General features: G+C 62.5%; 15 protein-coding genes. 12 read left to right on the top strand and 3 right to left on the bottom strand.

The window, feature by feature from the left end; genetic code table 11:
* Window positions 1–42 precede the first annotated feature (42 nt).
* The 3 genes from acnD to prpD all read left to right on the top strand — a co-directional run bounded on the left by acnD (window position 43) and on the right by prpD (window position 5,696).
* Window positions 43–2,637, top strand: coding sequence for a Fe/S-dependent 2-methylisocitrate dehydratase AcnD (gene acnD / locus HX881_RS14865; protein ID WP_177085214.1), 2,595 nt, complete (start codon window positions 43–45; stop codon window positions 2,635–2,637).
* Window positions 2,638–2,800: 163 nt separating this feature from the next.
* Window positions 2,801–3,991 carry a 2-methylaconitate cis-trans isomerase PrpF gene (gene prpF, locus HX881_RS14860; protein WP_017128044.1) on the top strand — a complete coding sequence of 397 codons (1,191 nt, stop codon included), beginning with the start codon at window positions 2,801–2,803 and terminating at the stop codon, window positions 3,989–3,991.
* Window positions 3,992–4,211: 220 nt separating this feature from the next.
* On the top strand, window positions 4,212–5,696 hold the full coding sequence (gene prpD / locus HX881_RS14855) for a 2-methylcitrate dehydratase (RefSeq protein ID WP_177085212.1): 1,485 nt from the start codon (window positions 4,212–4,214) through the stop codon (window positions 5,694–5,696).
* Between the two features lie 265 nt (window positions 5,697–5,961).
* On the opposite strand, the gene HX881_RS14850 is transcribed toward prpD, so the two are convergent.
* Complete coding sequence (locus tag HX881_RS14850) at window positions 5,962–6,903, bottom strand: DMT family transporter (protein WP_177085210.1); 942 nt, start codon at window positions 6,901–6,903, stop codon at window positions 5,962–5,964.
* 92 nt (window positions 6,904–6,995) lie between these two features.
* Here HX881_RS14850 and HX881_RS14845 point away from each other — a divergent pair, with 92 nt between their 5' ends.
* On the top strand, window positions 6,996–8,423 hold the full coding sequence (locus tag HX881_RS14845; protein WP_177085208.1) for an aminotransferase-like domain-containing protein: 1,428 nt from the start codon (window positions 6,996–6,998) through the stop codon (window positions 8,421–8,423).
* Here the strand turns inward: HX881_RS14845 and ppsR are convergent.
* Window positions 8,416–9,234 carry a posphoenolpyruvate synthetase regulatory kinase/phosphorylase PpsR gene (gene ppsR, locus HX881_RS14840; RefSeq protein WP_017128048.1) on the bottom strand — a complete coding sequence of 273 codons (819 nt, stop codon included), beginning with the start codon at window positions 9,232–9,234 and terminating at the stop codon, window positions 8,416–8,418. The two genes, HX881_RS14845 and ppsR, sit on opposite strands and share 8 nt — an antisense overlap.
* A 174-nt stretch (window positions 9,235–9,408) precedes the next feature.
* Here ppsR and ppsA point away from each other — a divergent pair, with 174 nt between their 5' ends.
* The 8 genes from ppsA to HX881_RS14800 all read left to right on the top strand — a co-directional run bounded on the left by ppsA (window position 9,409) and on the right by HX881_RS14800 (window position 17,587).
* Window positions 9,409–11,784: a phosphoenolpyruvate synthase gene (ppsA, locus tag HX881_RS14835; RefSeq protein ID WP_177085206.1), complete on the top strand. Its 2,376-nt coding sequence runs from the start codon at window positions 9,409–9,411 to the stop codon at window positions 11,782–11,784.
* 232 nt (window positions 11,785–12,016) lie between these two features.
* Entirely contained in the window at window positions 12,017–13,006 is a 990-nt protein-coding gene (locus HX881_RS14830; protein WP_017128050.1) for an alpha/beta fold hydrolase, read from the top strand.
* A gap of 159 nt (window positions 13,007–13,165) precedes the next feature.
* A complete protein-coding gene (rraA, locus tag HX881_RS14825) occupies window positions 13,166–13,657 on the top strand; it encodes a ribonuclease E activity regulator RraA (RefSeq protein WP_017128051.1) in 492 nt (163 codons plus the stop codon).
* 29 nt (window positions 13,658–13,686) lie between these two features.
* Window positions 13,687–14,682, top strand: a complete 996-nt coding sequence (locus HX881_RS14820; RefSeq protein WP_177085204.1) for a zinc transporter ZntB — start codon at window positions 13,687–13,689, stop codon at window positions 14,680–14,682.
* Window positions 14,683–14,740: 58 nt separating this feature from the next.
* Window positions 14,741–14,992, top strand: a complete 252-nt coding sequence (locus tag HX881_RS14815; RefSeq protein WP_370590479.1) for a CrfX protein — start codon at window positions 14,741–14,743, stop codon at window positions 14,990–14,992.
* 2 nt (window positions 14,993–14,994) lie between these two features.
* A complete protein-coding gene (locus HX881_RS14810) occupies window positions 14,995–15,819 on the top strand; it encodes a mechanosensitive ion channel family protein (RefSeq protein WP_042936161.1) in 825 nt (274 codons plus the stop codon).
* Between the two features lie 90 nt (window positions 15,820–15,909).
* Window positions 15,910–16,500: an RNA polymerase sigma factor SigX gene (gene sigX / locus HX881_RS14805; protein ID WP_085983797.1), complete on the top strand. Its 591-nt coding sequence runs from the start codon at window positions 15,910–15,912 to the stop codon at window positions 16,498–16,500.
* Window positions 16,501–16,606: 106 nt separating this feature from the next.
* Entirely contained in the window at window positions 16,607–17,587 is a 981-nt protein-coding gene (locus tag HX881_RS14800; RefSeq protein ID WP_017128056.1) for an OmpA family protein, read from the top strand.
* A 76-nt stretch (window positions 17,588–17,663) separates the two neighbouring features.
* Here HX881_RS14800 and HX881_RS14795 read toward each other — a convergent pair whose 3' ends face one another.
* The gene (locus HX881_RS14795) at window positions 17,664–19,334 is read right to left on the bottom strand and encodes a protein kinase domain-containing protein (RefSeq protein ID WP_177085202.1); all 1,671 of its coding nucleotides are present in this window, start codon (window positions 19,332–19,334) and stop codon (window positions 17,664–17,666) included.

Below are 19,334 nucleotides of genomic sequence, written 5' to 3'. Positions count from 1 at the left end.
CCAGGCCCCACCCTTTGTAACTACCGTGATCGAGTCCTGACGATGAACACTCAATACCGTAAATCGCTGCCTGGCAGCCCGCTGGATTTCTTCGACGCCCGCGCGGCGGTCGATGCCATCCAGCCCGGGGCCTACGACAGCCTGCCGTATACGTCCCGGGTGCTTGCCGAAAACCTGGTACGGCGCTGCGATCCAGCGACGCTCACCGATTCCCTGAAGCAACTGATCGAGCGCAAGCGCGACCTCGACTTTCCCTGGTTCCCGGCCCGCGTGGTCTGCCATGACATTCTCGGCCAGACCGCCCTGGTCGACCTGGCCGGCCTGCGCGACGCCATCGCCTCCCAGGGTGGCGATCCGGCCCAGGTCAACCCGGTGGTGCCGACGCAGTTGATCGTCGACCACTCCCTGGCCGTGGAATGCGGCGGTTTCGATCCGGACGCCTTTACCAGGAACCGCGCCATCGAAGACCGTCGCAACGAAGACCGCTTCCATTTCATCGACTGGACCAAGAAGGCGTTCAAGAACGTCGATGTGATCCCGCCGGGCAACGGCATCATGCACCAGATCAACCTGGAGAAGATGTCGCCGGTGATCCAGGCGCGTGACGGCGTGGCCTTTCCCGATACCTGTGTCGGCACCGACAGCCATACGCCCCACGTCGATGCGCTGGGGGTGATCGCCATCGGCGTCGGCGGCCTTGAAGCCGAGAGCGTGATGCTCGGCCGGGCGTCGTGGATGCGCCTGCCGGAAAGCGTCGGCGTCGAACTGACGGGCAAGTTGCAACCGGGCATCACCGCCACCGACATGGTGCTGGCGCTGACCGAGTTCCTGCGCAAGCAGAAGGTCGTCGGGGCCTGGCTGGAATTCTTTGGTGAAGGTGCCTCGGCACTGACCCTGGGCGACCGCGCGACCATCTCCAACATGGCCCCGGAGTACGGCGCCACGGCGGCGATGTTCTATATCGACCGGCAGACCATCGACTACCTGAAACTCACCGGCCGTGAAGACGCGCAGGTGCAACTGGTCGAAAACTACGCCAGGCATACCGGCCTGTGGGCCGACAGCCTCAAGGATGCGCAGTACGAGCGCGGCCTGCGGTTCGACCTGTCCTCGGTGGTGCGCAACATGGCCGGCCCGAGCAACCCTCATGCCCGTGTCGCCACCAGCGACCTGGCGGCCAAGGGCATTGCCGGCCAGTGGAGCGACGTACCGGGGCAAATGCCCGACGGCGCGGTGATCATCGCCGCCATCACCAGTTGCACCAACACCAGCAACCCACGCAACGTGATCGCCGCCGGCCTGCTGGCGCGCAATGCCAACAGGCTGGGCCTGAGTCGCAAGCCGTGGGTCAAGTCATCGCTGGCGCCGGGCTCCAAGACCGTGGCGCTGTACCTGGACGAAGCCGGGCTGACCGGCGAACTGGAGCGACTGGGCTTTGGCGTGGTGGCCTTTGCCTGCACCACCTGCAACGGCATGTCCGGTGCGCTGGATCCGGTGATCCAGCAGGAAATCATCGACCGCGATCTTTACGCAACCGCCGTGCTGTCCGGTAACCGCAACTTCGACGGACGTATCCATCCGTACGCCAAGCAGGCCTTCCTCGCGTCGCCGCCGCTGGTGGTGGCCTATGCGATTGCCGGCACCATCCGCTTCGACATCGAGAAGGATGTGCTGGGCCTGGATGCCGAGGGCAAGGAGATCCGCCTCAAGGACATCTGGCCGAGCGACGAGGAGATCGACGCGGTGGTCAAGGCGTCGGTGAAGCCGGAGCAGTTCCGCCAGGTGTACATCCCGATGTTCGCCATCCACGAAGACACCGGACCCAAGGTCACGCCGCTGTACGACTGGCGGCCGATGAGCACCTATATCCGTCGTCCGCCGTACTGGGAAGGCGCCCTGGCCGGTGCGCGACCGCTCAAGGGCATGCGCCCGCTGGCGGTGCTGCCGGACAACATCACCACCGATCACCTGTCGCCGTCCAACGCCATCATGCTCGACAGCGCGGCCGGCGAGTACCTGGCGAAAATGGGCCTGCCGGAAGAGGACTTCAACTCCTACGCGACCCACCGCGGCGATCACCTCACCGCGCAACGGGCGACGTTCGCCAACCCGAAGCTGTTCAACGAAATGGTCGTGGAAAACGGCAAGGTCAAGCAGGGTTCCCTGGCGCGGGTCGAGCCGGAAGGCCAGGTCATGCGCATGTGGGAAGCCATCGAAACCTACATGGAACGCAAGCAGCCGCTGATCATCATCGCCGGCGCCGACTACGGCCAGGGTTCGTCCCGTGACTGGGCGGCCAAGGGCGTGCGGCTGGCCGGGGTCGAGGCGATTGCCGCCGAAGGCTTCGAACGGATCCATCGCACCAACCTGGTGGGCATGGGCGTGTTGCCGCTGGAGTTCATGCCGGGAACCGATCGCAAGACCCTCGGTATCGACGGTACCGAGACCTTCGATGTGATCGGCGAGCGGACGCCACGGGCGATCCTGACCCTGGTGATCCAGCGCCGCAACGGCGAGCGGGTCGACGTGCCGGTGACCTGCCGCCTGGATACCGCCGAAGAAGTCTCGATCTACGAGGCCGGCGGTGTCCTGCAGCGTTTTGCCCAGGACTTCCTCCAATCGGCCACTGCGGGTTGAAGGTGTTGCCGGGGCGGCGAACGAAGCCCCGGCCTTGTTCATGACGGGTCGGTCTGTCAGTGATGGCGATGCAGGATTCAGCGCCGCCATCGCCAGCAAGCCGGCTCCTACAGAGGGGGGCGTCGCGAAATCGCGCCACGTCCAGACCCCAACAGGAGATTTCATGGCCCATGCAGCGCAAATCAGGATTCCCGCCACCTATATGCGTGGCGGTACCAGCAAAGGGGTGTTCTTCAACCTCGACGACCTGCCGGAAGCGGCACAACTGCCCGGTGCGGCACGGGATGCTTTGCTGTTGCGGGTGATCGGCAGCCCCGACCCGTATGAAAAGCAGATCGACGGCATGGGCGGAGCCACCTCCAGCACCAGCAAGACGGTGATCCTGTCCAGGAGCATCAAGGCCGGCCACGATGTCGACTACCTGTTCGGCCAGGTATCGATCGACAAACCGTTTATCGACTGGAGCGGCAACTGCGGCAACCTGTCGGCGGCGGTCGGTTCGTTCGCCATCAGCGCCGGCCTGGTGGATGCCGCGCGTATTCCGCGCAACGGCGTGGCGGTGGTGAGGATCTGGCAGGTGAATATCGGCAAGACCATCATTGCCCATGTACCGATCACCGAGGGGCAGGTCCAGGAAACCGGCGATTTCGAACTCGACGGCGTGACCTTTCCCGCCGCTGAGGTGCAACTCGAATTCATGGACCCGGCGGCCGAGGAAGAGGGCGCGGGCGGTTCGATGTTTCCCACCGGCAATCTGGTGGACGACCTCGAAGTGCCGGGTGTCGGCACCTTCAAGGCGACCCTGATCAACGCCGGTATCCCGACCATCTTCGTCAATGCGGCGGATATCGGCTACACCGGCAGCGAGTTGCAGGGCGATATCAATGGCGATCCCAAGGCCCTGGCGATGTTCGAGACGATCCGCGCCTACGGTGCGGTACGCATGGGGTTGATCGAGCATATCGACGAGGCGGCCAAGCGTCAGCACACACCGAAGGTGGCCTTTGTCGCCCCGCCGGCCAGCTATACCGCGTCGAGTGGCAAGCCGGTGGCGGCGGGCGACCTCGACCTGCTGGTGCGGGCGTTGTCCATGGGCAAGCTGCATCACGCCATGATGGGCACGGCGGCCGTGGCCATCGGTACGGCCGCGGCGATCCCCGGCACCCTGGTCAACCTGGCGGCGGGCGGTGGCGCGCGCAGTTCGGTGCGCTTCGGGCATCCGTCGGGCGCCTTGCGTGTCGGTGCCGAGGCGACCCTGGTCGACGGTGAATGGAGCGTGGTCAAGGCCATCATGAGTCGCAGTGCGCGGGTGCTGATGGAAGGCTGGGTACGTGTGCCCGGTGATGCCTTCTGAGGGCTCGGGATTTTGTGGTGAAGCACAAAACCCGTGGGAGCCGGCTTGCCGGCGATGATGGCCGATCAGGCAATGCAAGGCTCGCGGGCCTCATCGCCAGCGAGCCGGCTCCTACATGAAAGCGCACCGTCCAGAATAATAAGTCGTTTGATAAACCGTTATCAGTCTTGAACCCGAGGCCCGAACCGACCCCATACACCGCTAGCGGAGTGAATCGAAGATGAGCGCCAACGTTGATCTGAACAACCGTCCCGACTACGACCAGGTCCTGCAGGACATCGCCGACTATGTGCTCGATTACCGCATCGAGTCGCCGGAGGCGCTGGATACCGCCCGCAACTGCCTGATGGATACTTTGGGTTGCGGCCTCCTGGCCCTGCGCTTTCCCGAGTGCACCAAGCACCTGGGGCCGCTGGTGGAGGGCACCGTGGTACCGTTCGGGGCCAGGGTTCCCGGCACCCGCTTTTGCCTGGACCCGGTCAAGGCCGCCTGGGATATCGGTTGCATCGTCCGTTGGCTCGACTACAACGACACCTGGCTGGCGGCCGAGTGGGGCCATCCTTCGGATAATCTCGGCGGGATTCTCGCGGTGGCCGATCATCTGTCGCAGAAGCGCCTGGCCAGTGGCGAGGCGCCGCTGACCGTGCGCACGGTGCTGGAAGCGATGATCATGGCTCATGAAATCCAGGGGGTGATCGCTCTGGAAAACTCGTTCAACCGGGTCGGCCTCGATCATGTGTTGCTGGTGAAAGTCGCCTCTACCGCCGTCACCGCCAGGTTGATGGGCGCCAGCCGTGAGCAGTTGCTGGCGGCGCTGTCCCATGCCTTTGTCGATGGCCAGGCACTGCGTACCTATCGTCATGCGCCGAATGCCGGCTCGCGCAAATCCTGGGCGGCGGGCGATGCCACCAGTCGTGGCGTACGCCTGGCGGATATCGCCCTGCGTGGGGAAATGGGCATTCCCGGGGTATTGAGCGCGCCGCAATGGGGGTTCTACGACGTGCTGTTCAGCCACACCAACAAGGACCTGGCGCTCAAGCCCGCGGACAAGCGCGGTTTCAGCCTGTCCCAGGGGTACGGCAGCTACGTCATGGAAAACGTGCTGTTCAAGATCAGCTTCCCGGCCGAGTTCCATGCCCAGACCGCCTGCGAGGCGGCGGTGATCCTGCATCCGCTGGTCAGGAACCGGCTGCATGAGATCGACCGGATCGTCATCACCACCCATGAGTCGGCGATCCGCATCATTTCCAAGGTCGGCCAGCTGGCCAATGCCGCCGACCGTGACCACTGTCTCCAGTACATGACGGCGGTGCCGTTGGCTTTCGGCAACCTGGTGGCCGAGCACTACGAGGATGATTTCCACGCGGCCCATCCGATCATCGATGTGTTGCGCGAGAAGATGGTGATAGTCGAGGATCCGCGTTATACCCGCGAATACCTGGAGCCGGACAAGCGTTCGATCGCCAATGCCGTGCAGGTGTTCTTCAAGGATGGCAGCGCCACCGGGCAGGTGGCGGTGGAGTACCCGATCGGCCATCGTCGGCGCCGGGCCGAGGGCATACCGTTGCTGGAAGACAAGTTCAAGGCCAACCTGGCGACGCGCTTCACCGCCCGGCGCAGTGCTGAAATCCTCGCCCTGTGCAAGGACCAGGCGCGGCTGGAGGCCACGCCGGTACAGCGCTTTGTCGATCTGTTCGTGATCTAGGCGTCGGCTTGCCGGCGATGGCGTTCGTACCGGCACCGCAAGCCTCAAGGGCTTCATCGCCGGCAAGCCAGCTCCTACAGGATTCGAGCGCGACGCTACTTTGTAGGAGCCGGCTTGCTGGCGATGGCGTTCGTACAGGCATCGCAAGCCTCAAGGGCCTCATCGCTGGCAAGCCAGCTCCTACAGGATTCGAGCATGACGCTACTTTGTAGGAGCCGGCTTGCCGGCGATGAGGCCCTGGAAAGCGCCGCAAGGCCCAAGGACCTCACCGGGCTGCCAGGTATTTCTCCAGCGGCAACTTGGTGATCGCAAAGCCGATCAGCAGGGTCGCCGAATACAGCATCAGGTCCCGGGACACCGGCAGGTTTTCGTACCAGGCGCCGATCAGCACGGCGAACACCGGGAAGATGATGAAGACGAACGACAGGATCACCGGGCTCAGCCGCTTGAGCAGCAGGAAGTAGACGAGAAATCCCCCGACCGAGGCGACCAGCCCCAGGTAGAGCAGCGCGCCCCAGGAACGTGGGGTGATGGTGCCGAACTGCGGCGATTCGAGCGCGAGCCCCGCGACAAACAGCATCAGGCCGGCAATGCCGATGGGCAGGGTGTTGTAGGTGATCACGCTGATGGCCTGGCCCTTCTGCTTGGTGATCACGTAGCACAAGGCGTGCATCACCGCCGTCGCCAGGATCGCCAGTACCCCGAACAGTTCGGCGTGATCCAGGCGCAGGCCCTGGCTGCGCAGGATCATGAACAGGCTGGCAAACCCCACGACAATTCCGCAGACCTGGGACAGGTAGATCTTTTCCCGCAGGAACAACGCCGAGAAAATCAGGATGAACACCGGCATGCAACTGAACAGCAGTGCGGTCAGGCCCGAAGAAACATGCAGTTCGCCGTAGTTCAGCAGGTAATACGGCAGGCTGAAATAGCCGAGGGTGACGAACACGAAGAAGCCACGGCGTTCCCGGGGAAACCACAGCGGTTCCCGGCGCCAGGCGGCAAAGCCGAGGAACAGCGGGAAGGCGATCAGGAAGCGCAGTCCGGCGGCGGTCAGGGGCGGGACGCTTTCCACGGCGATCTTGATTCCCAGCCAGGTGGTGCCCCAGCACAGGCAGACAACCAGGAACAGCACGCTGGTCAGCAGGGCGGTGAGGTAGCGGTGCCGTTCGGGGCGAGGGGTGGCAAGGCTGGCTGAAATTGACATGGTGTCATTTCTCCCAAAAACAGCGTGAATAAACTGTTCAATCGGCTAGAATGAGTCATTGAATGGGTAAATTCACAGTATTGAGGTCGCCAATGACTGTCAAAAACTATAATGACATGGTGCCAATGTTGCGCGCCGGATTGCTGGACGGCCAGGGCCTCAAGTACAAGCGCATCAGCGATGTGATCGAGCGGGGCATCGAGGAAGGCGTCATTGCCCCCGGCACCAAGCTGCCGCCCCATCGACGGCTGTCCGATCAACTGGGGGTCACGGTGGCTACCGTCAGTCGTGCCTATGGCGAACTGGAACGCCTGGGCAGGGTGGTGGCGCGGATCGGCGACGGCACCTTTGTTCGTGATCGTGCCCGCGAGCAGCAGCGCGACCGGGGTTTTCGCCATCCCGGCGAGGGCGTCCACGCGTATTTCGACATGAGCCGCAACACGCATATTCCCGGTGCCGAGGCCGAGTGTTTTGCCCGCAGCCTGCAGGCCCTGGCGAGTGATCCGCAGGTGCTCGCCGCGTTGGCCAACTATGCCCCGGAGGTCGGATTCGAGCGGCATCGCCAGGCCGGTGCCCGGTGGTTGAGCCATGGCGGCTTTGTCGCCAGTGCGCAGCAGGTGGTGTGCGTCAACGGCGGCCAGCACGGCCTGCTCAGTGCGATGCTCGGGTTATTGAAATCGGGGGATACGCTGGTCACGGAAAACCTGAGTTATCCGGGCCTGATCAGTGCGGCGCGCTTGCTGGGCATCCGCCTGATCGGCGTCGAAATGGATGCCGAGGGCCTGTTGCCGCAAGCCGTCGAAGAGGCCTGCCGCGGCCATCGGATTTCGGCGTTGTATTGCACGCCGACCTTGCAGAATCCGATCGCCAGCGTGCAATCGTTCGAGCGGCGCCAGGCACTGGTCGAGGTCTGTCGCCGGCACAATCTGCTGATTATCGAGGATGAAACCCATGGTGTGCTGGTGCAGGACCGGCCGGAGCCGCTGAGCTTTTTCGCCCCGGAGCGCACCATCCTGATCGGCAGCCTGAGCAAGGCGGTGGCCGCCGGACTGCGGGTCGGCTACGTGCATGGGCCGCAGGCGCTGATCGCACGGCTGGCCGGTGGCCTGCGGGCCAGTTGCTGGATGGCCACGCCGTTGATGCATGAGCTGGCGGCGCAGTGGATCGAAGACGGCGATGCGCAGGCGTTGCTGGCGCGGCAAGTGGTGGAGATCAGCCGGCGCAAGGCACTGGTCGAGGGCTTGCTGGCGGGGCTGGAGTACCGCACTCACGCCAACAGTCCGCATTTCTGGATCAGCGTGCCGCAATCGCTGCGCGCCTCGGAAGTGGAGTCGGCGCTCAAGGAGCGCGGTTATCTGATCGCCACGGCGGAACTCTTTGCCGTCGGTCATGGCGCGGCGGCCCAGTGCGTGCGGGCCAGCGTGTGCAATACCACGGGGGACGACCGGCAATTGCAGGCCGGGTTCGCGGCGCTGGCCCAGGTACTCGAGCAGGATCGCCTGCCCGGCCAGGTTATTTGAAGCGCCGCTCCACGCCTTTTTCCACGAGGATTTTCGCCGAGATCTCTTCCACGGAAAAATGCGTGGAGTTGATGTGCGGGATATTTTCCCGGCGGAACAGGTTTTCCACTTCGCGCACTTCGAATTCGCACTGGGCGTAGCTCGAATAGCGGCTGTTGGGCTTGCGTTCGTTGCGGATGGCGGTGAGGCGATCCGGGTCGATGGTCAGGCCGAACAGCTTGTGCTGATGGGCGCGCAGGGCGGCCGGCAGTTGCAGGCGCTCCATGTCGTCTTCGGTCAGCGGATAGTTGGCCGCACGGATGCCGAACTGCATCGCCATGTACAGGCAGGTCGGGGTTTTGCCGCAGCGCGACACGCCCACCAGGATCAGGTCGGCCTTGTCGTAGTAGTGGGTGCGGGCGCCGTCGTCGTTGTCGAGGGCGAAGTTCACCGCCTCGATCCGCTCCATGTAGTTGGAGTTGCCGCCGATGGAGTGGGACTTGCCCACGGAGTAGGAGGAGTGTTCGCTCAACTCCTGTTCCAGCGGGGCGAGGAAGGTGGAAAAGATGTCGATCATGAAACCATTGGACGTTGCGAGGATCTCACGAATGTCCTGGTTGACGATGGTATCGAAGATGATCGGGCGAAATCCGTCCTTTTCGGCGGCATTGTTGATCTTCTGGACCATGGCCCGGGCTTTTTCCACGCTGTCGATATAAGGTTGCGTGGATTTGGCGAAGGTAATGTTTTCGAACTGCGCCAGCAGGCTTTGACCCAGGGTTTCGGCGGTGATGCCGGTGCCATCGGAGATAAAGAACGCAGATCGTTTCATTTGCACCTTGGGCCTTAAGCTGATGACGATTCTTGGATATGATAGGCGCGATTTGCCCATCTGGAATGACGGGCATTCTCACTTATTTTCCAGGTCCAGGCCACATAGCGGATCAACCTGCCACAGAGCAGCCCGCTCCTGAGCTTTTCCAACACAGTTAGTGGAGAGATCACCTTGGTAGAGTACGTAGTTTCCCTCGATAAGCTCGGCGTCCATGATGTGGAGCACGTAGGGGGCAAGAACGCATCCCTGGGCGAGATGATCAGTAACCTCGCGGGTGCCGGTGTGTCGGTCCCCGGCGGCTTTGCCACTACGGCTCAGGCGTATCGTGATTTTCTCGAACTCAGTGGCCTGAACGACCAGATCCATGCCGCGCTGGATGCGCTGGATGTGGACGACGTCAACGCCCTGGCGAAAACCGGTGCACAGATCCGCCAGTGGATCATGGAGGCCGAGTTCCCCGAGAAGCTCAACGCCGAGATCCGTACCGCCTTCGCCACGCTGTCGGCGGGCAATCCGGACATGGCCGTGGCCGTGCGTTCCTCGGCCACCGCCGAAGACCTGCCGGACGCCTCCTTCGCCGGCCAGCAGGAAACCTTCCTGAACATCCGCGGCGTGGAAAACGTCATTCGCGCGGCCAAGGAAGTGTTTGCCTCGCTGTTCAACGACCGCGCCATTTCCTACCGCGTGCACCAGGGCTTCGACCACAAGCTGGTGGCCCTGTCCGCCGGCGTGCAGCGCATGGTGCGTTCGGAAACCGGCACTGCCGGCGTGATGTTCACCCTCGATACCGAGTCGGGCTTCCGTGACGTGGTGTTCATCACCGGCGCCTACGGCCTGGGTGAAACCGTCGTCCAGGGCGCGGTGAACCCGGATGAGTTCTACGTCCACAAGGGAACCCTCGAAGCCGGCCGGCCAGCCATCCTGCGCCGCAACCTGGGCAGCAAGGCGATCAAGATGATCTACGGCGACGAGGCCAAGGCCGGTCGTTCGGTCAAGACCGTCGACGTCGACAAGGCCGATCGCGCGCGTTTCTGCCTGAGCGATGCCGAAGTCAGCGAGCTGGCCAAGCAGGCGATGATCATCGAGAAGCACTACCAGTGCCCGATGGACATCGAGTGGGCCAAGGACGGTGACGACGGCAAGCTGTACATCGTCCAGGCCCGTCCGGAAACCGTGAAGAGCCGTACCCAGGCGAACGTCATGGAGCGCTACCTGCTCAAGGAAACCGGCACCGTGCTGGTGGAAGGTCGCGCCATCGGCCAGCGCATCGGCGCCGGCAAGGTACGGATCATCAAGGACGTGTCCGAGATGGACAAGGTCCAGGCCGGTGACGTACTGGTCTCCGACATGACCGATCCGGACTGGGAACCGGTGATGAAACGCGCCAGCGCCATCGTCACCAACCGTGGCGGGCGTACCTGTCACGCGGCGATCATCGCCCGTGAACTGGGGATCCCCGCGGTCGTGGGGTGTGGCAATGCCACCGAGTTGCTGAAAGACGGCCAGGGCGTGACCGTTTCCTGTGCCGAAGGCGATACCGGCTATATCTTCGAAGGCGAACTGGGCTTCGATATCAAGAAGAACTCCGTCGATGCCATGCCGGAGCTGCCGTTCAAGATCATGATGAACGTCGGCAACCCGGACCGCGCCTTCGACTTCGCGCAGTTGCCGAACGCCGGTGTGGGCCTGGCCCGCCTGGAATTCATCATCAACCGCATGATCGGCGTGCACCCCAAGGCGCTGTTGAACTACGCCGGGCTGCCGCTGGAAATCAAGGAAAGCGTCGACAAGCGCATCGCCGGCTACGACGATCCGGTCGGTTTCTATGTCGAGAAGCTGGTCGAGGGCATCAGCACCCTGGCTGCCGCGTTCTGGCCGAAAAAGGTCATCGTGCGCCTGTCGGACTTCAAGTCCAACGAATACGCCAACCTGATCGGCGGCAAGCTCTACGAGCCGGAAGAAGAAAACCCGATGCTGGGTTTCCGTGGTGCCTCGCGCTACATCAGCGAATCGTTCCGCGACTGCTTCGAACTCGAGTGCCGTGCGCTCAAGCGCGTGCGCAACGAAATGGGCCTGACCAACGTCGAGATCATGGTGCCGTTCGTCCGTACCCTCGGCGAAGCCAGCCAGGTGGTCGACCTGCTGGCCGCCAATGGCCTGGCCCGCGGCCAGGGCGGCCTGCGCGTGATCATGATGTGCGAACTGCCTTCCAACGCGATCCTGGCCGATGAGTTCCTCGAATACTTCGACGGCTTCTCCATCGGTTCCAACGACCTGACCCAGCTGACCCTGGGGCTGGACCGCGACTCCGGGATCATCGCGCACCTGTTCGACGAGCGTAACCCGGCGGTCAAGAAGCTGCTGTCCAACGCCATCCAGGCGTGCAACAAGGCCGGCAAGTACATCGGCATCTGTGGCCAGGGACCTTCCGATCACCCGGACCTGGCGCTGTGGCTGATGGAGCAGGGCATCGAAAGCGTTTCCCTGAATCCCGATACCGTGCTGGAAACCTGGTTCTTCCTGGCTGAAGGCCAGGCCCAGGCCTGACCCCCCCTTTGCAGGCGCTGGCTTGCCAGCGATGGCGTCCGGAAGGTCGATACAAGACCCTCTGGCCCATCGCTGGCAAGCCGGTTCCTGCATGGGTCGTGTTTATCAACTACTTTTCAGGGCGAAGCCACACAGCGACAGCATCGGTGAATCTGACACCGCCATCGCTGGCAAGCCAGCTCCTACAAGGGCGAAGCCACACAGGAGTCGCCCTTTTTTGTGCAAGAGCATTATGCAAAGCAGCAGCAGTCTTTTTCCGGTGGCTTTGCTCAGCGCCGAGCGTCGTGGCGATCTGAGCGAAGACGTCTATCGTTTGAAACCGGGCAACAGTCCCGATGGCACGGTCGAACTGGCGGTCACCCGCCTGGGTCTGGCCGATGAACCCGAAGTGCGTGGCGTGCCGGTCATTCTCCTGCATGGCAGCTTTTCCAACCGGCGTTTCTGGTATTCCCCCAAGGGCATCGGCCTGGGCGCCTATCTGGCGCGGGCCGGATTCGATGTGTGGATCGCGGAAATGCGCGGTCACGGGTTGTCCGCACGCAACCAGGACTATCGCAAGAACCGCGTCGCCGACTATGCGCGCTACGACCTGCCGGCCATCGCCGCCTTTGTCCGCGAGCAGAGTGGGCAGGTTCCCCACTGGATCGGGCATTCCCTGGGCGGCACGACCCTGGCGGCGGCCCTCGGCGGCCAGTATCTGGGGGCGCCGGCCGTGGCCTCGGCGGCCCTGTTCGGCTGCCAGGTCAGTCGTACCTATTGGCCTTTGAAGATTCCACCGGTGGAATGGAGCGGGCGCCTGCTGCTCAAGCGCTTCGCCCACCTGTCCGGCTCACGTCTCAAGCGCGGCCCGGAGGATGAGCCGATCGGCCTGGCCCTGGAAAGCCTGCGTTGGCATGGCCTGTTCGGGCGCTTCGGCGACAAGGAACGCAATTGGTGGGAGGGCCTGGCGCAAGTCGAGGTTCCGCTGCTGGCGGTGAGTGCCGCCGGTGATCATCAGGATCCGGACTGGGCCTGCCGCAAGCTGTTCGACCAGATCGGCTCGCCGCTCAAGCGCTTTATCTGCCTGGGCCGCAAGGCGGGATTCGGCTCGGATTTCGGGCACGTGGAGATGCTGGTGAGCAAACCCGCGCAAGCCGAAGTGTGGCCGTTGGTGGCCGACTGGCTGCGCGATCAGCCGTCTTTTCTGCGGGCTGAGTCAGCCGAGGTTCAGCAAGCGCTCTAAGAAGGGCATTTCGCTTCGAAGTGGTAGCGGCTAAGATATGACGCATTGAGCGTTTCTGGTCATTGTCTAAACATTCACCGGGGCGGAGCGTTTCTTCAAGCAAGCCGCCCTGGATTGTCGGCACACCGATCGTGTTCTCTCACCTACAGGAGTTTACCCATGAACCATTACGTCACTCCCGACCTGTGCGATGCCTATCCGGAGCTGGTGCAGGTGCTTGAACCGATGTTCAGCAACTTCGGTGGGCGAGACTCCTTTGGTGGCGAGATCGTGACCATCAAGTGCTTCGAGGACAACTCGCTGGTCAAGGACCAGGTCGAACTCAAGGGTGCCGGCAAGGTGCTGGTGGTGGACGGTGGTGGTTCGCTGCGGCGGGCATTGCTCGGTGACCTGCTCGCCGAGAAGGCTGCGAAGAACGGCTGGGAAGGGCTGGTGATCTACGGCTGCATCCGCGATGTCGATGTGATCGCGCAAACCGACCTGGGCGTGCAGGCGCTCGCCAGTCATCCGATGAAGACCGACAAGCGCGGCATCGGCGACCTGAACGTGCCGGTGACCTTTGCCGGCGTCACGTTCCGTCCGGGCGAATATGTCTATGCGGACAACAACGGGGTGATCGTCTCGCCCAGCCCGTTGCAGATGCCTGAGTAATTTTTCGCAATCAATTCACAGGGGTAAGGATGTTCGAGGAAGACAACGCGCAATGGGGGCTGGTCCATGCCCTGATTCTCGATGGAAAGGGTGGTGCGCGCTCGATTGCTCGGACGGAGCTGGACGATCTGCAGTTGCGGCCCGAGGAAAGTCTCTGGCTGCACTGGGATCGCAGCCATCCGCAAACCCGTACCTGGTTGCGCGCCTCCAGTGGCCTCAGCGAATTCAGCTGCGACCTGCTGCTGGAGGAAAACACCCGTCCACGCCTGCTGCCGTTGCCGGAGAGCGAACTGCTGCTGTTTCTGCGCGGGGTCAACCTCAACCCGGGTGCCGAGCCCGAGGACATGGTCTCGGTGCGGATCTTCGCCTCGGCCCAGCGGGTGATTTCCCTGCGCCTGCGGCCGTTGCGCGCGACCGATGAGTTGCTGGTGCAACTGGATGAGGGCAAGGGGCCGAAAACCGCCTCGGAACTGATCCTCTACATGGCGCAGTACCTGACGCTGAAAGTCCAGGATCTGGTCAGCGACCTCTCGGAAGTGGTCGATGAAGAGGAAGAAAAGATAGATGCCGACGAACGGTATAGTCCCGAACATGGGGCCATTGTGCAGATACGTCGTCGAGCTGCCGGGCTGAAACGTTTCCTGGCTCCGCAGCGGGATATCTTTGGCCAGCTGACGCGTATCAGGCTGCCCTGGTTTGCCAGCGATGATGCCGACTACTGGAACGAATTGAACAACAGCCTGACCCGCTATCTCGAGGAGCTCGAATTGACCCGGGAGCGCGTGGGGCTTGTGCTGGAGGCCGAAGACCGGCGTCTGAGCGTGCGCATGAACAAGACCATGTACCGCTTCGGGATCATCACCGGGATCTTCCTGCCGATGAGCTTTCTCACCGGTTTGCTGGGGATCAACGTCGGCGGTATTCCGTGGTCCCAGGACCCCTATGGATTTGCCATCGCCTGCCTGCTGATCGTCGCCGTGGCGCTCGGGCAATGGTGGCTGTTCCGCCGTTTGCGCTGGCTGTGAAACATGTTTGATGTGACCCGGAAAATTCTGATCGCGTCTTTCCAAGACATTCCGAGAGGTGCGTATGCACGATCCGTTTGAACAGTCTCTGCGCGACATGCTCAAGGCCTCGCCGTCCACCCGTGACGACGATGCGTGCCTGGGGCGTGTGCTGAAAACCGCCAACCGCCAGGTCGGCGCGGGTGATCTCTTCAGTCTGCTGGGGCGTTGGCTGCAAGCCCTGATGATCGCCCTGAACAATGGATCGGCCCATGTCATGCCGGTTTCTCGTCGTACCCCTACTGCTCGCTCTGCGGATAAGGCTGATTGAATATGGAACTTGATCTCTGGACCCGGAGTCTGGTGGCGGCGATGACAGCGTTGTGGACGAAGGTCGCGAACTTCATTCCGAACCTGTTTGGCGCCCTGGTCGTGGTGCTGCTGGGGTTTGTCGTGGCCAAGCTGCTCGATACCCTGCTGTCCAAATTGCTCGCCAAACTGGGGCTGGATCGCCTCATGGGGGGCACCGGGCTGACCAAGTTGTTGAGTCGCGCGGGCATCCAGGTACCGATCTCGACCCTGATCGGCAAGATCGTCTACTGGTTCATATTGCTGATTTTCCTGGTTTCCGCCGCCGAATCCCTTGGACTTGAGCGAGTTTCGGCTACGCTCGACATGCTGGCGCTGTATTTGCCGAAAGTATTCGGCGCGGCCCTGGTGCTGCTGGTGGGGGTGTTGCTGGCGCAACTGGTCAATGGCCTGGTGCGCGGTGCCGCCGAAGGCGTGGGCCTGGACTATGCCAGCGGCCTGGGGCGGGTGGCCCAGGGGCTGGTGGTGATCATCAGTATTTCGGTGGCGATCAGTCAGCTGGAGGTCAAGACCGACCTGCTGAACCATGTGATCGTGATCGTGTTGATTACCGTCGGTCTGGCCGTTGCCCTGGCCATGGGCCTGGGCAGCCGGGAGATCGCGGGGCAGATTCTTGCGGGAATCTATGTGCGTGAGTTGTATCAGGTTGGGCAACAAGTGCGAGTTGGCGAGGTCGAAGGCCAGATCGAAGAGATCGGCACGGTTAAAACCACATTGCTGACCGATGAGGGTGAGCTAGTCTCTCTCTCCAATCGGATCCTGCTGGAACAGCATGTGAGTAGCCGCTAATCCGGCAAACCCTGCTAATGTATGCCGCCGCGAAAAGCCCGCAACCCTGGGCTGCGGCGGACATTGACCTGACTGTCGGCACGACTCGTTTTGAATAAAACCCAATCGCTATCCATGCGCTACGACCCCCGCGAGCTCTCTGATGAGGAGCTGGTCGCGCGTTCGCATGTGGAGCTTTTTCATGTGACGCGGGCCTACGAAGAGTTGATGCGCCGCTATCAACGAACTTTGTTCAGCGTTTGTTCAAGGTATTTAGGGAACGATCGTGATGCTGACGATGTCTGTCAGGAAGTGATGTTGAAGGTCTTGTATGGCCTCAAGAACTTCGAGGGCAAATCGAAGTTCAAGACATGGCTTTATAGCATCACGTACAACGAGTGCATTACGCAGTACCGAAAAGAACGGCGAAAGCGTCGCCTGATGGACGCTTTGAGTCTCGACCCGCTCGAGGAGGCGTCTGAAGAGAAGGCGCCGGTACCTGAGGAAAAGGCCGGACTTGATCGCTGGCTGGTGCATGTGAACCCGATCGATCGGGAGATTCTGGTGCTACGTTTTGTCGCAGAGCTGGAGTTCCAGGAGATCGCGGACATCATGCACATGGGGTTGAGTGCGACGAAAATGCGCTACAAAAGGGCTTTAGATAAATTGCGTGAGAAATTTGCGGGTATTGCTGAAACTTAGTTCAACGCAAATATCTCTTACGTTCAGGCAAGTTCTGCTAGACTTGTCGCCGAGTTGTCCCCCGGTTTGGGGACTGATTCACAATCACCAGATGGGGATTTAACGGATGAAACTGAAAAACACCTTGGGCGTTGCCGTTGGTACACTTGTTGCCGCAACTTCGTTCGGCGCTCTGGCACAAGGCCAAGGCGCTGTCGAGGGTGAGCTGTTCTACAGCAAGAAGTTCAACGACAGCGTCAACCACGTAGAAGACGGCCGTAGCCCAGGCGCTTCGATCGGCTACTTCATCACCGACGACGTGTCGGTCAATGCCACTTACGGCAAACTGGACTACACCCGTTCGAACGACGGCACTGGCAACCAGAAGATCCGCGGCGATCAGTTCGGTCTGAAAAGCCAGTACCACTTCGGTACCGTTGGCGATGCAATCCGTCCATACGTTGAAGGTGGCGTTGCTCACGGCAGCCAGACCAACGTTGCTGCTGACGGCCACACCGGTCGTGACCAGTCGACTTTCCTGACCACCGGCGCTGGCGCCAAGTGGTACATCACCGACAACCTGTACGCTCGTGCCGGCGTTGAAGCTGACTACAAGCTGGACAACGGCAAGTGGGACTACCAGGCTCTGGTTGGTCTGGGCGTGAACTTCGGCGGTAGCGGTGGCAAGGTTGCTCCAGCACCTGCTCCAGCTCCAGTTGCCGAAGAGCCAGCACCGGCTCCAGAAGCTCCAATCGCTCAAGTGGTCAAGGTTGAGCTGGACGTGAAATTCGACTTCGACAAGTCGGTAGTCAAGCCTAACAGCTACGGCGACGTGAAAAACCTCGCTGACTTCATGAAACAGTACCCAGCTACCAACGTTGAAGTTGCTGGTCACACTGACAGCATCGGTCCTGATGCCTACAACCAGAAGCTGTCGCAGCGTCGTGCTGACGCTGTCAAGCAAGTCCTGGTCAAGGATGGCGTTGCTCCTAGCCGTGTGACTGCAGTTGGTTACGGCGAATCCCGCCCAGTGGCCGACAACGCCACTGAAGCTGGTCGCGCTGTCAACCGTCGCGTAGAAGCGTCTGTTGAAGCCCAAGCTCAGTAATTAGCTTGGTTGTACGGAAAAGCCCGGCTCAGGCCGGGCTTTTCTTTGCCTGCGATTTGCCCGGCACCCGCTGCGTTCAGGGCTTCAGTGCCCAGAGCAGCAGGGCCAGGTTGATCAGCAGCGATACCAGCGCCACGGTGCGCCAGACTTTCAGGGGCTCGCGTTCCAGCAAGGGGCGCGGGCGAATGCCCAAGACATTGCGTTCACCTTTTTCCAGGACCAGCAGCCATTCCTCGGCCGTCTCGTAGCGTTGTCCGGGATCGACCGCGACGGCGCGAGTCAGGCTCTGCGCGAGCCAGTCGGGAAGATCGGGACGATAACGCCCGGCACTGACCGGTGCGCCAAAACGCGGGCGCTGGAAGGCTTCGATTTCCCCATGGGGATAGTGCCCCGTCAGCAGGTAGAACAGGCTGACGCCGACGCTGTAGAGGTCCTGGCGAATATCCGGGGCCTGTCCGTCGAACGCCTCCGGTGCGATATAGCCGGGTGTTCCCGGCAGTTCCTGGCGCGGTTCCTCGCTCAGCCCCGGACAATAGGCCAGGCCGAAATCCAGCAGGCGCAGCTCGCCGTCGGAGCCCAGGTGGAGGTTTTCCGGCTTGATATCGCGATGGAGGATATTGCGCCGGTGCAGCATGCCGACCGCCTGCAAGGTGCGCCGGGCCAGTTCCTGCCATTGCGCCAGGGGCAGCGGGCCGATCTGCTGGAACAGCTCGGCGAGGGTCAGCCCCGGGTATTCGCGCATCAGGTAATACAGGTGCTGACGTTGCGGCGCGGGATGCACCTCGGGGAAGCAGCGGCCGGCGACCCGGCGCAGAAACCATTCCTCCTGGAGCAGTTCCTGCCCGGCACCAGGCTCCGCGTGGCGGCCTGGTGGCAGGGTCTTGAGCAGCCAGGGCTGTTGCTGGGCGTCGCGGACACGATAGAGAAGCGATTGCCGGCTCTGTCCGAGGAGGCTCTCGACCTGCCAGTTTTCGAACGCCTGGCCGGGCTTCAGCAAGGGCGGCAGGGGCCATTGCTGCAATTGGATCAGGGTATCGCCGAGGCTGTTTTCCCCCGGCTGGTCGACCCGCACCAGCAGGGCACTGGCGTTGTCCTGGCTGCCGGCCAGGTGGGCGGCGCTGACCAGGGTCGCCACGGCGCTTTCGAGTTCCGGCTGTTCGCGCAGGATGGCCGTGATCGCCGGGTCGCCGAGGGTGGCCCAGACCCCGTCGCTGAGCAGCAGGAAGCTCTCGCCCTGGCGCAGTTCGCCATCGAGGTAGTCGACCACCAGGTGCTGATCCAGGCCCATGGCCCGCTTGAGCACGTGCCGCATGTCCGGTTGTTCCCAGACATGCTCCTGGCTGATGCGTTGCAACTGGCCGGCGTGCCAGCGATAGACCCGGCAATCGCCGACATGGGCGAGGGTAAAGCGGCGGCCACGCAGGACCACGGCGCTCAAGGTGGTCAGCAGCGGCTGGCCGCCGCCATTGGCTTGCAGCCAGCGGTTCTGCGCCAGCAACAGCCGGTCCAGGGCCTGGGCCACGCCCCAGGTCTGCGGCGTGGCGTAATAGTCGAGGGCCAGCGCCTGCAGGGTCGACTGCGCCGCCAGGGCGCCATCGGCGCACTGGCTGACGCCGTCGGCAATGGCGAACAGATAACCCTTGCTGGCTGCCAGCTCTGGCGCCGGGGTGACCAGGCGCAGGGCGTCCTGGTTTTCCGCGCGCGGGCCGGTGGCCGTGGCCTGGGCGAAACTCAGTTGCAGGCCCAC

Origin of the sequence: Pseudomonas gingeri, from assembly GCF_013386115.1 — a bacterium.
GTDB classification, from domain to species: Bacteria; Pseudomonadota; Gammaproteobacteria; order Pseudomonadales; family Pseudomonadaceae; genus Aquipseudomonas; species Aquipseudomonas gingeri.
This window is presented reverse-complemented; position numbering and strand designations above follow the sequence as displayed.